Below are 12794 nucleotides of genomic sequence, written 5' to 3'. Positions count from 1 at the left end.
CGTCGGCCCCGGAGCGCGCGCCATGCGCCCCGGGGCCGACCGGTCTCCGCGGCCGGCCGCCGTCCCGGACGCGGCCGGCCCTCCACGGCATCGAAGGCAGGGGGGAATCGAACATGCGACAGAGCACGCGCAAGGGCCTCATGACCATGGCCGCCGCGACCGGTGTGATCGCCGCCGTGAGCGGCCACGCCCACGCGGACGCGGCCGCCACGGGCGCCACCGCCGGCTCACCCGGCGTACTGTCCGGCAACACGGTGCAGGTACCGGTGCACGCGCCGGTCGACGTCTGCGGCAACACGGTGAACGTCGTCGGGCTCCTCGACCCGGCGGTCGGCAACACCTGCGCCGGGCACGGCGGCGCACCGGCACGGCACCACGGTGACAGCGGCGGCTCCGGCGGCTCGCACGCGGGCGGCGGCAGCACCGGCTCGCCGGGCGTCGGCTCCGGCAACACCGTGCAGGTGCCCGTCGACGTCCCGGTGAACGTGTGCGGCAACAGCGTCGACGTCGTCGGGGCGGGGAACCCGGCCGTGGGCGACGACTGCGGGCCCGGCGCCGGACACCCCGCGCAGCCGCCGGGCCGCGGGCACGGCACCCCGCCCGGCGAGCCGTCCCGGCCGGGCCACCCGAACCATCCTGGTCACCCGAACCGTCCGGGCCACCCGGTCCGGCCCGCGCACCCCGGTGATTCCGGTCACTCCGCGCACCCCGGCGGCCCGCGGTCCCAGACCCGGACGGCGGCCCGCTCCGACCGGCCCGCGACCACCGTCCAGCTCGCCCACACCGGCAACGGCCTGCCGCTCGGCGTGGCCCTGCCGGGCGCCGGGAGCGCGCTCCTCGCGGGCGCCCTGCTCTACCGCAAGGCACGGTCCGCGGCGTAACGCGCCCTCCCGGTCCGAAGGCGGGTACGGCCCCCGGCAGGGCCGTACCCGCCCGGAAAACGGAGCGGGCCCTGCCATGCCGGCGGGGCCCGCTCCGTTCAGTTGTCCCGTGTCACCACGTGGCACGCGCCTGGCGGATGATGCGCCGTCGCAGCCGCACTCTGCGGCTGCCGTCGCGCAGCAGGCTCAGTCGGTCCAACTCCCAGTGTCCGTACTCGGCATGGTCCGTCAACAGACGTGTCGCCTCCTTGCGGGACACCCCGCGAGGCACGTACACGTCGACAAATTCGTATTCCGGCATCGCATCTATTGTGCGGGCTGGTGCCCGGTACGGATAGCGTCTGCACTATGTCTGATGCTGCGCAGCCCACCGCTGCCGAGGTACGCGCCGCCGCCGAGGCGGTCAAGACCGCGCTCGACCGCCACCTGGCGGCGGTCGAACGCCGGTCGGGGGAGGACGACCCGGCCGTCTCCGAGGCGTTCAACCAGCTGGCCGCTGCCGCCGAGGTGTACGACGAGCTGCTCTACGACCGCTACGACGAGGTCACGCCCTTCGAGATCCCCGGCGCGGAGGACTCCCTGCCGCCGTACGCCGGACCCGACGAACCGAACGCGATCAGCGTGCTGATCCGCCGGGACTACACCGTCGCCGAGCCCCAGCGGCTGCTCGCCCAGGCCCAGCGGATCGAGGCGGCCGAGTACGACGACGACGAGGCCGCCCGCTCCGTCCCCGGAGCGCTCGGCATCCTCTTCGGCGAGTTCGAGGCCGACGAGATCGCCTCCCGGCACAAGGAGTTCGGCCTGGAGGAGGGCGACTCCACGCTGTGGGTCACCGCGGCGGAGGAGCCGGCCGAGGCCGGCGAGTGGCTGGAGGCGCCGTTCGAACACTTCGACCCGCAGCAGGTGGTGTGCCGCTTCGACGTGAGCGCGGTCTTCGACGACGAGGCTCCCGACCTCGAGGACGACGACATCGACTTCGTCGAGGACGGCCCGGAGGGCCCCGGGACCCTCGCCCGGGGTCACCGGGCCGACGGCGGTGGTGACGACGCTGACGGCGACGACGAGCTGGAGCCGCTCGACATCCGCAAGTGACCGGCACGGCGGCCCGTGACGGGCGCCCGGCCCGCCTCTCCGCCGCCGGACCCCACCGCCGCGTCCGGCCGGACCGACCGGGCCGGTCCGGGTCGAACAGCACCACCCGCGTCCCGTACGACGGCTCGACCCCGCCGACCCGCACGCCCGGACGGCCGATGCCTGCACCGGGCCGCCAGGCCGACCGCGGACCGGGCCGCCGGACGGGCCGGACCGGCCGGACGCCCGGGTGGGCCGTCAGGGCGTCGGAGTCTGGGTCCGCAGCAGGGTCCGCAGCCGGGTCGTGCGCGGTCCGGCGGGGATCTCCGCGACCGCCTTCGGCAGTGCCTGGTCCACGCCGTGCACGACGGACAGGTGCCGCTCCGCCCGCCCGAACGCCGTGTACACCCACGGTCTGCTGAGAGCCTGCGCCGCGTCGCCGGGCAGCACCACGACCGCCGCCGGCCAGCGCGCGCCCACCGCCTGGTGCGCGGTCAGCGCCCAGCCGTGCCGCACCCCGCTCTCCACCCGCTCCCGCGGCACGACCACGGGGACGCCCGCGCACGACAGGTGCAGCCCTTCGGCATCGGCCTTCACCACCACGCCCGGCACCGTACGGCCCGGCGCGGGGGAGTAGGCGACCCGGTCACCGGGGTCGAAGCCGCCGAACCGGCCGGGGCCCGGATTGAGCCGTTCCTTCAGCGCGGAGTTCAGGGCACGCGTGCCCACGGCGCCCCCGTGGCCCGGGGTGATCACCACCGTCCGGTCGGCGGGCACGCCGATCGCCCGCGGCACCGAATCCGCGACCAGCTGCACGGTCCGGTGCACGGCCTCGCCGGCGTCCCGCACCGGCACGATCACGACCTCCTTGCCCGGTGCGGCGACCTGGTTCAGCTCGCCGACGGCGATGCCGGAGACCAGTTCCCCGACCGGGCCGGGGTCGGGCACCCGGGAGACGACCTGGGGGCAGACGCGGGCCGCGACGAGGTCGGCGAAGACCCGGCCCGGACCGGCGGACCACAGCACCGCCGGGTCACCGCTCAGCACCAGCCGGGCCCCGTCGGGCAGCGACTCCACCAGCATCGCCGCGGTCTCCACGTCGAGCTGGGGCGCGTCCAGCACGATCAGCAGGTCGAGCTCCGAGGCGCCCTCCGCGTCCCGGGCCGGCCCCTCGGCGCCGGACAGCAGGCCGGCGACCGTGCCCACCTCCCGCTCGGCGGAGCTGTCGCCCAGCAGCGCGGCGAGGCGCCGGCGGCCGTCCGGCGTGTGGCAGGCGGCGAAGGCCCGCAGACCCGCGGCGCGGGCGGCGCCGAGCAGCGCGGCCGGTTCGGCGCGGGCCGCCTCCCCGCCGGTATGAAGCACCAGGCCGTGCCCGGCGACCGCGCGGGCCAGCTCGGCCGCGCCGCCGGACACCGCGGAGGCGGCCGTCTCCCAGGCCTGACCGGGCTCCGACGACGGGGAGTTGATGAGCCGGGCCAGGCCGTCGGCGAGACTCTCCTCGGCCATTGCGCAGCGCTCCAGGCCGACCAGCACCCGCACCGGCGCCTCCCGCTCCTCGTCGGTGTCCTGCGGCGCCGGGGCGCCGGGCTCCTCCAGGGCGTCCTGGAACACCAGCGCCTCGCCCTCGGCCAGGGCGCTCTGCACCGCCGCGTCCGGGTCCGGCACCGCCTGCCGGCCCAGCGCCGCGGTGAGCGTGGGCAGTTCCAGCGCGGTGTGCCCGGCCAGGGCCGCCTGTTCCAGCAGCCAGACGGTCAGCGCGCGGCCCCGCCGCTCGTCGTCGGGACCGCAGTCGGCGCCGAGCAGCGCCCGCGCGAAGCCGTCGGCCCGGTCCGGCCGGACGCCACCGACCCGGAGCAGCTGCCAGGGGTCCTCCCGCAGCGCCGCACCGGCGTTCTCGCCGAGGGCCGCGGCCACCTGCGGGGCCAGGCCGTCGGGCGCGCCGCCCTCGGTCAGCACCCGGCGCACGGCCTCCACGGTCTCCGGCGCGGGGACGCCGGGGGCGGCCGCGGCCGGGGCGGGCTGGAGCCTGCGCACGGGTTCCGGGGCGGGGCGGCGCGGCGCGGGGGCGGGGTCGGCGAACACCGCGGTCACCGGCTTCTCGCCGCTCTCCACGGCGCGCACCGCCGCGAGCAGGTCGGCCGCCTTGCCGCTGAGTTTGGCGCCGGCGGCCACCGGACCGGCCTTCTCGGCCTTCCGGCGCTCGATCCGCTCCCGTTCGATCCGCTGGGCGGCCAGCTCGGCCTCCGCCTCGGACACCCCACCGGTGGCGCCCCCCTCCGGGGACCCGCCACCGTCCGCGGGACCGGCGGCCTCCACGCCACCCCGGGAGCCACCTCCGGCCGGTTCATGCCCGTCCCCGTCCCCGTCGCCGTCCCCGGCAGACCCCGGCGTCCCCGGGCCGTCCCCGGCACCGACTCCGGCGGAACCGTCAGCACGGTCCGGGGTGCCCGGGGCGTCGCTCCCCACAGCCGCGTCGCCGTCCCCGGCCGGCACCGGCGCTCCCGGGCCGTCCCCGGCAGGGGTACCGGCACCGGCACCGGCACCGGCGGAATCCTCAGCACCGTCCGGAATGCCCGAGCCGCCGCTCCCCGCGCCCTCCTCGCCGTCCCCGTCCCCCCGGCGCTCCGCCTCTCCGGTCTCCCCGGTGTCCCCCGTGCCGTGCCGGTCCTCCGGGGCGGCCGGGGTGCCGACGGCCCCCGGGGTGCCGGCCGGGGCGGCCTCCGTGTCCGGTGTCCCCGGCCCGGCTTCCTCCGTGGTCTCCGGCTCGGTGCTCACAGCGTGCTCCAGTCGTGATCGGGATAGCGGTGCACGGGCGCCGACACGTCGTCCAGCGCCCGGCAGATCTCGTCAGGAAGACTAAGCGCCTCCACTGACAACGCCGCCGCGAGCTGCTGCGCGTTGCGCGCGCCGACGATCGGGGCGGTCACTCCGGGCCGGTCCCGGATCCAGGCGAGGGCCACCTGGAGCGGGGTGACGGCGAGCCCGTCCGCCGCCGTGGTCACCGCGTCCACGATGCGGCTCGCCGCGTCGTCGAGGTAGGGCTCGACGAACGGCGCCAGCTGCTCGGAGGCGCCGCGCGAGTCCTGCGGAGTGGCGTGGCGGTACTTCCCGGTGAGCACGCCCCGGCCGAGCGGCGAGGACGGCAGCAGGCCCACGCCCAGGTCGAGGGCGGCGGGCAGCACCTCCCGCTCCACGCCCCGCTGGAGCAGCGAGTACTCCATCTGGGTGCTGGCCAGGCGGGTCCGCGTGCCCGGGGCCGCGAGCTGCCACGTGGCCGCCTTGGCCAGCTGCCAGCCGCAGAAGTTGGACACCCCCGCGTACCGGGCGCGGCCGCTGCTCACCGCGAGGTCGAGGGCCTGGAGGGTCTCCTCCAGCGGCGTGTCGGGGTCGTAGGCGTGGACGTGCCAGACGTCGACGTACTCCGTGCCCAGGCGGGCCAGGGAGGCGTCGAGCGCGGCGAGCAGGTGGCCGCGGGAGCCGTCGAAGCGGCGGTCGGGGTCGCGGACGCTGCCCGCCTTGGTGGAGATGACCAGGTCCCGGCGGGCCACCAGTTGCTCCATGAGCTGCCCGAGCAGGTACTCCGCCTCGCCGTCGCCGTACACGTCGGCGGTGTCGACGAGGGTGCCGCCGGCCTCCCAGAACGCCTTCAGCATGGCCGCGGCGTCGTGCTCGTCGGTGCCCCGGCCCCAGGTGAGGGTGCCGAGTCCGATCCGGGACACGCGAAGGCCGGTCCGGCCGAGATGCCTCTGCTCCATGTCCGCGAGATTACTGGCCACACCCGCAGCCGTGGGTTGCCTGTGGATAACCTTCCCGACGAGGGACGAACACCTGGTCGCGCCCGGGGCGGGGGTCCGGCCGGCGCCCCGCCCACCCCGCGCCCCGCACGCTCCGACCGCACGTCCCCGGCCACGCCCGGCCCCCGTCGCCCGGCCCCGCGCTAAGGTCTGCGCCACAGGACGTTACTCGTCGGTAAGGGGAATCGCGCATGCAGCTCGGGATCAACCTCGGCTACTGGGGTGCCGGAATGGACGGCGACAATCTGGCCGTGGCGCAGGAGGCCGACCGGCTGGGCTACGCCGTGTGCTGGGCCGCCGAGGCGTACGGCTCCGACGCGGCGACGGTGCTCAGCTGGGTCGCCGCGCAGACCGAGCGCATCGACGTCGGTTCGGCCATCTTCCAGATCCCGGCCCGCCAGCCCGCGATGACCGCGATGACCGCCGCCACCTTGGACTCGCTGTCCCGCGGCCGGTTCCGGCTCGGCCTCGGCGTCTCGGGCCCCCAGGTCTCCGAGGGCTGGTACGGCGTCAAGTTCGACAAGCCGCTGGCCCGCACCCGCGAGTACGTGGAGATCGTCCGCCGGGCGATGACCCGCGAGCGGCTGTCGTACGAGGGCGAGCACTGGACGCTGCCGCTGCCCGGCGGCCCCGGCAAGCCGATCAAGCTGACCGTGCACCCGCAGCGCGAGCACATCCCGCTGTACATCGCGGCGATCGGCCCGAAGAACCTGGAGCAGACCGGTGAGATCGCCGACGGCGCGCTGCTGATCTTCCCCTCCGCCGAGCACCTGGAGGAGACCACCGTCAAGCACCTGCGCGCCGGCCGGGAGAAGGCGGGCCTGTCCCTCGACGGGTTCGACGTGTGCCCGACGCTGCCGATCGCCCTCGGCGACGACAAGGACGTCTCCCGCCTCGCCGACACCTTCCGCCCGTACACCGCGCTGTACGTCGGCGGCATGGGCAGCCCGAAGCAGAACTTCTACAACCAGCTCGCCCAGCGCATGGGGTACGAGCGGGAGGCGGCCGAGATCCAGCGCAGGTACCTGTCCGGGGACAAGCAGGGCGCCGCCGCCGCGGTCCCGCAGGACCTCGTCGACAGCACCACGCTGCTCGGTTCCGTCGACCGCATCGCCGACCGGATGAAGGCCTACGCCGCCGCCGGGGTCACCACGCTCAGCCTGGCCCCGGCCGGCTTCACCCTGGACGAGCGGCTCGCGTCGCTGCGGGCCGGCACCGAGGCCCTGGAGCGCGCCGGGCTCGCGTAGGGGAGTTCAGCGGCCGTGGTGGGGGCTCGGGGGTCTTCCCCGCCACGGCCGTCACCCGGAACAACGCGTCCGGCGCCGCCCGGTTACGACTCCTGGGGGTCCTTCTTCCGGCCGGGCGCGCCGCACCCCGCCTCACAGCCAGCCGCGCTGCTTGAACAGCCGGTACAGGATCACCTCCAGCACCGCCATCACCGCGATCACCGCCGGGTACGACCACACCCAGTGCAGCTCCGGCATGTGGTCGAAGTTCATGCCGTAGACGCCCGCGATCATCGTCGGGACCGCGGCCATCGCCGCCCACGCGGAGATCTTGCGCATGTCGTCGTTCTGCCGGACGCTCATCTGCGCCAGGTGCGCCGACAGGATGTCCGACACCAGCCGGTCCAGGGCCTCCACCGACTCGTTCACCCGCGTCAGGTGGTCGCCCACGTCCCGGAAGAAGGGCCGTGCCTTGTCGTGCACGAACGGCACCCCGCCGCCGGCCGGGCCGTTGTCGGCCAGCCGGGACAGCGGCAGCGTCAGCGGCCCGGTGGCCCGCCGGAACTCCAGCACCTGCCGCTTGAAGGTGTAGATCCTCGACGCGGTGTTGCGCGACCCCCCGATCTCGGGCCGGAACACCTCCGCCTCCAGTTCGTCCAGGTCGGTCTGGAGTTCCGTCGCCACCTCCAGGTAGTGGTCGACGGTGGCGTCCGCTATCGCGTAGAGCACGGAGGTGGGGCCCTTGTCGAGCAGCTCGGGCTCCTCCTCCAGCCGGTGCCGCACGGCGGCCAGCGGCGCGCCCTCGCCGTGCCGCACGGTCACCACGAAGCAGTCACCTATGAAGATCATCACCTCACCGGCCGAGACGGCGTCGCTCCGGGGCTCGTACACGACCGGTTTGAGCACCAGGAACAGCGAGTCGTCGTACACCTCCAGCTTGGGCCGCTGATGGGCCTTCAGGGCGTCCTCCACGGCCAGCGGATGGAGTCCGAACTCCCTCGTGACCAGGTCGAACTCCCGCTCCGACGGTTCGTGCAGCCCGATCCACACGAACCCGCCCGCCGCCCTCGCCTCGGCGAGCGCGTCGGACAGGTCCTCCGGGCCCTCGGTACGGTGCCCCTGGCGGTAGATGGCGCAGTCCACGATCACGCGGCGCATTCTCCCTTCGGCCGATCACCGGCACATCACCGGCACATCCCGTGATGCGCCTACCCTGGTCCGCATGCCCACGCTGATCCTCGTAAGGCACGGACGTTCCACCGCCAACACCTCGGGCCTCCTCGCCGGCCGGACGCCCGGCGTCGCCCTGGACGAGCGCGGCGCCGCACAGGCCGCCGCGCTGCCCGGGCGGCTGGCCGGCCTGCCGCTGGCCGAAGCGGTCGTCAGCCCGCTCCAGCGCTGCCAGGAGACGGTGCGGCCGCTGCTGGCGGCCCGCCCGGAGCTGCGCGCCCACACCGAGGACCGGATCGGCGAGTGCGACTACGGCGACTGGACCGGCCGCAAGCTCGCCGAGCTGAAGGACGAGCCGCTGATGGAGGTCGTGCAGGCCCACCCGTCCGCGGCCGCCTTCCCCGGCGGCGAGTCGATGCGGGCCATGCAGACGCGGGCCGCGGAGGCGGTGCGCGAATGGAACGCGCGCGTGGAGCGCGAGCACGGCGCCGACGCCGTGTACCTGATGTGTTCCCACGGCGACATCATCAAGTCGCTCGTCGCCGACGCCCTCGGGCTCCATCTCGACCTCTTCCAGCGGGTCTCGGTGGAACCGTGTTCCGTCACCGCGATCCGCTACACCCGCCTCCGGCCCTACCTCGTCCGCCTGGGCGACACCGGAGACCTCGCTTCGCTCGCCCCGCGCGAGGAACCCGGCGAGGGCGACGCACCGGTCGGGGGTGGTGCGGGCGCACCGTGATCGTCGGCCGCAGTAGGGTGAAGCGGTCCGCACGGCCGCGCACCCGAACAGCCGTGCATGCCGAAGGCCCGCACCGCACCTCTCGAATCAATGGAGACAGGACGTGTCCCGTCAGGTGTTCCTCTACGACCAGCCGGACCGCTTCGTGGCCGGCACGGTCGGACTGCCCGGGCGCCGTACGTTCTTCCTCCAGGCCACCGCAGGCCCCCGGGTGACCAGCGTGGTCCTGGAGAAGACCCAGGTCGCCGCGCTCGCCGAGCGTATGGACGAACTGCTCGACGAGGTCGTGCGGCGCAGCGGCGGCAGCGCCGCCGTGCCCGCCGTGGCACCCTCGGAGATCACCGACACCGCCCCGCTGGCGAGCCCCGTCGAGGAGGAGTTCCGCGTCGGCACCATGGCGCTGGCCTGGGACGGCGAGGACCAGCGCATGATCGTCGAGGCGCAGGCGCTGGTCGAGCTGGAGGCCGACACCGAGGAGGACCTCGCCGAGGCCGAGGAGCGACTGCTCCAGGACGAGGAGAACGGGCCCCCGATGCTGCGGGTCCGGCTGACCGGCGCGCAGGCCCGGGCCTTCGCCAAGCGCGCCCTGGACGTCGTCAACGCCGGGCGGCCGCCGTGCCCGCTGTGCAGCCTCCCGCTCGATCCGGAAGGACACGTATGTCCGCGCCAGAACGGATACCGCCGCGGAGCGTGACGGCGGACCCCGACCCCGCCGAGCTGCTCGCGCGCGGTGAGCTGACCGTACGCGGGCGGATCCGCGAGGCGTCCAACGCGGCGCTGTTCTGCACGGTCGCGCTGGACGGCCGGCAGGCCTCCTGCGTGTACAAGCCGGTGGCGGGGGAGCGGCCCCTGTGGGACTTCCCCGACGGCCACCTGGCGGGCCGGGAGGTGGCCGCCTACGAGGTCTCCGAGGCCACCGGCTGGGGGCTGGTGCCTCCCACCGTGCTGCGCGACGGCCCGTACGGCGAGGGCATGTGCCAGCTGTGGATCGAGGTGAGCCCCGAGGCGGAGCTGCTCGCCCTGGTCGACGGCGAGGAGCCCGAGCCGGGCTGGAAGGCGATCGGGTTCGCCGAGGTCGGCGAGGGCCGCACCGCGCTCCTGGTGCACGCCGACGACGAGCGGCTGCGCCGGCTCGCCGTCCTCGACGCGGTGATCAACAACGCCGACCGCAAGGGCGGCCACCTGCTGCCGACCGCGGACGGCAGGCTCTACGGCATCGACCACGGCGTCAGCTTCAACGTCGAGGACAAACTGCGCACGCTGCTGTGGGGCTGGGCCGGGGAGCCGCTGACCCCGGAGGCCCTCGGGGTCCTGAAGGGGCTGCGGGAGGCCCTGGACGGGCCGCTGGGCGAGCGGCTGGGCGGACTGATCACGACGGCGGAGACGAACGCCACACGGGCGCGCGTCGACGCGCTGCTCGCCTCGGGCGTGCACCCCGAACCGGGCGGGGACTGGCCGGCGATCCCCTGGCCGCCGGTGTGACCGTCGCCGCCGGGTGCGCCAGCACATCCGGCGCCGAGGTGCAAGATGGCAGAACCGGGCATCCGGCTCGATCCCGTTCGTACGCGCGGCTCGACGCCGGTTAGGCTCATGTACATGCATGCCTGGCCCGCTTCCGAGGTCCCCGCCCTGCCTGGTCAGGGCCGCGACCTGAGGATCCACGACACCGCGACCGGCGGTCCGGTCACCCTCGACCCCGGTCCTGTCGCCCGAATCTACGTGTGCGGCATCACCCCGTACGACGCGACCCACATGGGTCACGCGGCGACCTACAACGCGTTCGACCTCGTCCAGCGCGTGTGGCTCGACACCAAGCGGCAGGTCCACTACGTCCAGAACGTCACCGACGTCGACGATCCGCTGCTGGAGCGCGCGGAGCGGGACGGCGTCGACTGGGTCACCCTCGCCGAGAAGGAGACCGCTCTCTTCCGCGAGGACATGACCGCCCTGCGGATGCTCCCGCCGCGCCACTACATAGGCGCCGTCGAGGCGATACCGGGCATCGTGCCGCTGGTGGAACGGCTGCGTGACCTCGGCGCCGCCTACGAGCTGGACGGCGACGTCTACTTCTCAGTGGAGTCCGACCCGCACTTCGGCACGGTCTCGAACCTGGACGCCGCCGCCATGCGGCTGCTCTCCGCAGAGCGCGGCGGGGACCCGGACCGTCCGGGCAAGAAGAACCCGCTGGACCCGATGCTGTGGTCGGCGGCCCGGCCCGGCGAGCCCAGCTGGGACGGCGGCACCCTCGGCCGGGGCCGGCCCGGCTGGCACATCGAGTGCGTCGCCATCGCCCTGGACCACCTCGGCATGGGCTTCGACGTCCAGGGCGGCGGCTCCGACCTGGCCTTCCCGCACCACGAGATGGGCGCCTCGCACGCCCAGGTGCTCACCGGCGAGTTCCCGATGGCCCGGGCGTACGTGCACGCCGGCATGGTCGCCCTCGACGGCGAGAAGATGTCCAAGTCCAAGGGCAACCTGGTCTTCGTCTCGGCGCTGCGCCGCGACGGCGTGGACCCGGCGGCGATCCGGCTCTCCCTGCTCGCCCACCACTACCGCGCCGACTGGGAGTGGACCGACCAGGTCCTCCAGGACGCCGTGGCCCGGCTCGGCCGCTGGCGCGCGGCCGTCTCCCGGCCCGACGGGCCCTCGGCCGACGCGCTCGTGGAGGAGATCCGGGCGGCGCTGGCCGACGACCTCGACGCGCCCGCCGCGCTCGCCGCGGTGGACCGCTGGGCGGCCCGCCAGGAGCGGGACGGCGGCACCGACATCGGCGCCCCCGGCCTGGTCTCCCGGGCCGTCGACGCCCTGCTGGGCGTGGCGCTCTAGCGGACGGCACACGGGGAGGGGCGGTACGCGTCGCGCGTACCGCCCCTCCCCGTGTGCCCGGTGCTCGGCTTCAGTCCTCGGCGGAGTCGCCCTGGTCCTGGTCGTCGCCCTCGGCCGCGTCGGGCCGGGGCGGCTTCGCCGGACGGGACCGGCCGCCCGGGTTGTCCCGCAGGTACGAACCGCCCTCCCCGCCCTCGGCGGTGGCGTGCCCGCCCGGCGGACCGCCGTCCCGGCGCCGCAGGTACCGCTCGAACTCGCGGGCGATCGCCTCGCCCGACGCCTCCGGCAGCTCCGCGGTGTCCCGGGCCTCCTCGAGCGTCTGGACGTACTCGGCGACCTCGCTGTCCTCGGCGGCCAGCTGGTCGACGCCCACCTGCCAGGCCCGCGCGTCCTCGGGCAGCTCGCCGAGCGGCAGCCGTACGTCGAGCAGGTCCTCCAGGCGGTTCAGCAGCGCCAGCGTGGCCTTCGGGTTGGGCGGCTGGGAGACGTAGTGCGGCACCGCCGCCCACAGCGACACCGCCGGGACACCGGCGTGCGTGCACGCCTCCTGGAGGACGCCGACGATGCCCGTGGGGCCCTCGTACTTGGTCTCCTCCAGGTCCATCCGGCGGGCCAGGTCCGGGTCGGACGTGACCCCGCTGACCGGCACCGGCCGCGTGTGCGGGGTGTCACCGAGCAGGGCGCCCAGCACCACCACCAGCTCCACGCCCAGCTCGTGCGCGAAACCGAGCAGCTCGTTGCAGAACGAACGCCAGCGCATGGACGGTTCGATGCCGCGCACCAGCACCAGGTCGCGCGGCTTGTCGCCGCCGACGCGGACCACCGACAGCCTGGTCGTCGGCCAGGTGATCTTCCGCACACCGCCGTCCATGAACACCGTGGGACGGTTCACCTGGAAGTCGTAGTAGTCCTCGGCGTCCAGCGCCGCGAACACCTCGCCCTTCCACTCGCGTTCCAGGTGCTCGACCGCCGTGGAGGCGGCGTCGCCGGCATCGTTCCAGCCCTCGAACGCGGCCACCATGACTGGGTCGATCAGCTCGGGAACCCCCTCCAGCTCGATCACCCAGTGCCTCCTTCCGACGTGCCT

The 12794-nt window shown here is 74.8% G+C and carries 12 protein-coding genes; 7 read left to right on the top strand and 5 right to left on the bottom strand.

What is annotated here, in order from left to right; translation table 11 throughout:
- Nucleotides 1-113: 113 nt before the first annotated feature.
- Nucleotides 114-881, top strand: a complete 768-nt coding sequence (locus ACIQVT_RS17650) for a chaplin family protein (RefSeq protein WP_403753743.1) — start codon at nt 114-116, stop codon at nt 879-881.
- Between the two features lie 112 nt (nt 882-993).
- Here the strand turns inward: ACIQVT_RS17650 and ACIQVT_RS17645 are convergent, their stop codons facing one another.
- Nucleotides 994-1182, bottom strand: coding sequence for a DUF5703 family protein (locus tag ACIQVT_RS17645; RefSeq protein ID WP_403753740.1), 189 nt, complete (start codon nt 1180-1182; stop codon nt 994-996).
- A gap of 47 nt (nt 1183-1229) precedes the next feature.
- On the opposite strand from ACIQVT_RS17645, the gene ACIQVT_RS17640 reads away from it, so the two are divergent.
- Nucleotides 1230-1973 (top strand): hypothetical protein, encoded by a 744-nt coding sequence (locus tag ACIQVT_RS17640; RefSeq protein WP_403753737.1) that lies wholly within the window; start codon nt 1230-1232, stop codon nt 1971-1973.
- A 237-nt stretch (nt 1974-2210) separates the two neighbouring features.
- On the opposite strand, the gene ACIQVT_RS17635 is transcribed toward ACIQVT_RS17640, so the two are convergent.
- Both ACIQVT_RS17635 and ACIQVT_RS17630 read right to left on the bottom strand, forming a co-directional pair.
- Nucleotides 2211-4523: a helix-hairpin-helix domain-containing protein gene (locus ACIQVT_RS17635; RefSeq protein ID WP_403754095.1), complete on the bottom strand. Its 2313-nt coding sequence runs from the start codon at nt 4521-4523 to the stop codon at nt 2211-2213.
- 200 nt (nt 4524-4723) lie between these two features.
- Nucleotides 4724-5707: an aldo/keto reductase gene (locus ACIQVT_RS17630; protein WP_403753735.1), complete on the bottom strand. Its 984-nt coding sequence runs from the start codon at nt 5705-5707 to the stop codon at nt 4724-4726.
- Between the two features lie 230 nt (nt 5708-5937).
- On the opposite strand from ACIQVT_RS17630, the gene ACIQVT_RS17625 reads away from it, so the two are divergent.
- Nucleotides 5938-6993 carry an LLM class F420-dependent oxidoreductase gene (locus ACIQVT_RS17625; RefSeq protein WP_403753733.1) on the top strand — a complete coding sequence of 352 codons (1056 nt, stop codon included), beginning with the start codon at nt 5938-5940 and terminating at the stop codon, nt 6991-6993.
- Between the two features lie 132 nt (nt 6994-7125).
- On the opposite strand, the gene corA is transcribed toward ACIQVT_RS17625, so the two are convergent.
- On the bottom strand, nt 7126-8121 hold the full coding sequence (gene corA, locus ACIQVT_RS17620) for a magnesium/cobalt transporter CorA (RefSeq protein WP_403753731.1): 996 nt from the start codon (nt 8119-8121) through the stop codon (nt 7126-7128).
- A gap of 73 nt (nt 8122-8194) precedes the next feature.
- On the opposite strand from corA, the gene ACIQVT_RS17615 reads away from it, so the two are divergent.
- The 4 genes from ACIQVT_RS17615 to mshC all read left to right on the top strand — a co-directional run bounded on the left by ACIQVT_RS17615 (nt 8195) and on the right by mshC (nt 11707).
- Complete coding sequence (locus tag ACIQVT_RS17615; RefSeq protein ID WP_403753728.1) at nt 8195-8881, top strand: histidine phosphatase family protein; 687 nt, start codon at nt 8195-8197, stop codon at nt 8879-8881.
- A gap of 103 nt (nt 8882-8984) precedes the next feature.
- Nucleotides 8985-9575: a DUF3090 domain-containing protein gene (locus ACIQVT_RS17610; protein ID WP_403753725.1), complete on the top strand. Its 591-nt coding sequence runs from the start codon at nt 8985-8987 to the stop codon at nt 9573-9575.
- Nucleotides 9539-10363, top strand: coding sequence for an SCO1664 family protein (locus ACIQVT_RS17605; RefSeq protein ID WP_403753722.1), 825 nt, complete (start codon nt 9539-9541; stop codon nt 10361-10363). The genes ACIQVT_RS17610 and ACIQVT_RS17605 overlap by 37 nt, the downstream gene beginning before the upstream one ends.
- A 114-nt stretch (nt 10364-10477) precedes the next feature.
- Nucleotides 10478-11707: a cysteine--1-D-myo-inosityl 2-amino-2-deoxy-alpha-D-glucopyranoside ligase gene (gene mshC / locus ACIQVT_RS17600; protein WP_403753719.1), complete on the top strand. Its 1230-nt coding sequence runs from the start codon at nt 10478-10480 to the stop codon at nt 11705-11707.
- A 70-nt stretch (nt 11708-11777) separates the two neighbouring features.
- On the opposite strand, the gene ACIQVT_RS17595 is transcribed toward mshC, so the two are convergent.
- A complete protein-coding gene (locus ACIQVT_RS17595) occupies nt 11778-12770 on the bottom strand; it encodes a PAC2 family protein (protein WP_403753716.1) in 993 nt (330 codons plus the stop codon).
- Nucleotides 12771-12794: the final 24 nt, after the last annotated feature.

This window comes from Streptomyces sp. NPDC100445, assembly GCF_044759735.1.
Lineage (GTDB): Bacteria > Actinomycetota > Actinomycetes > Streptomycetales > Streptomycetaceae > Streptomyces.
This window is presented reverse-complemented; position numbering and strand designations above follow the sequence as displayed.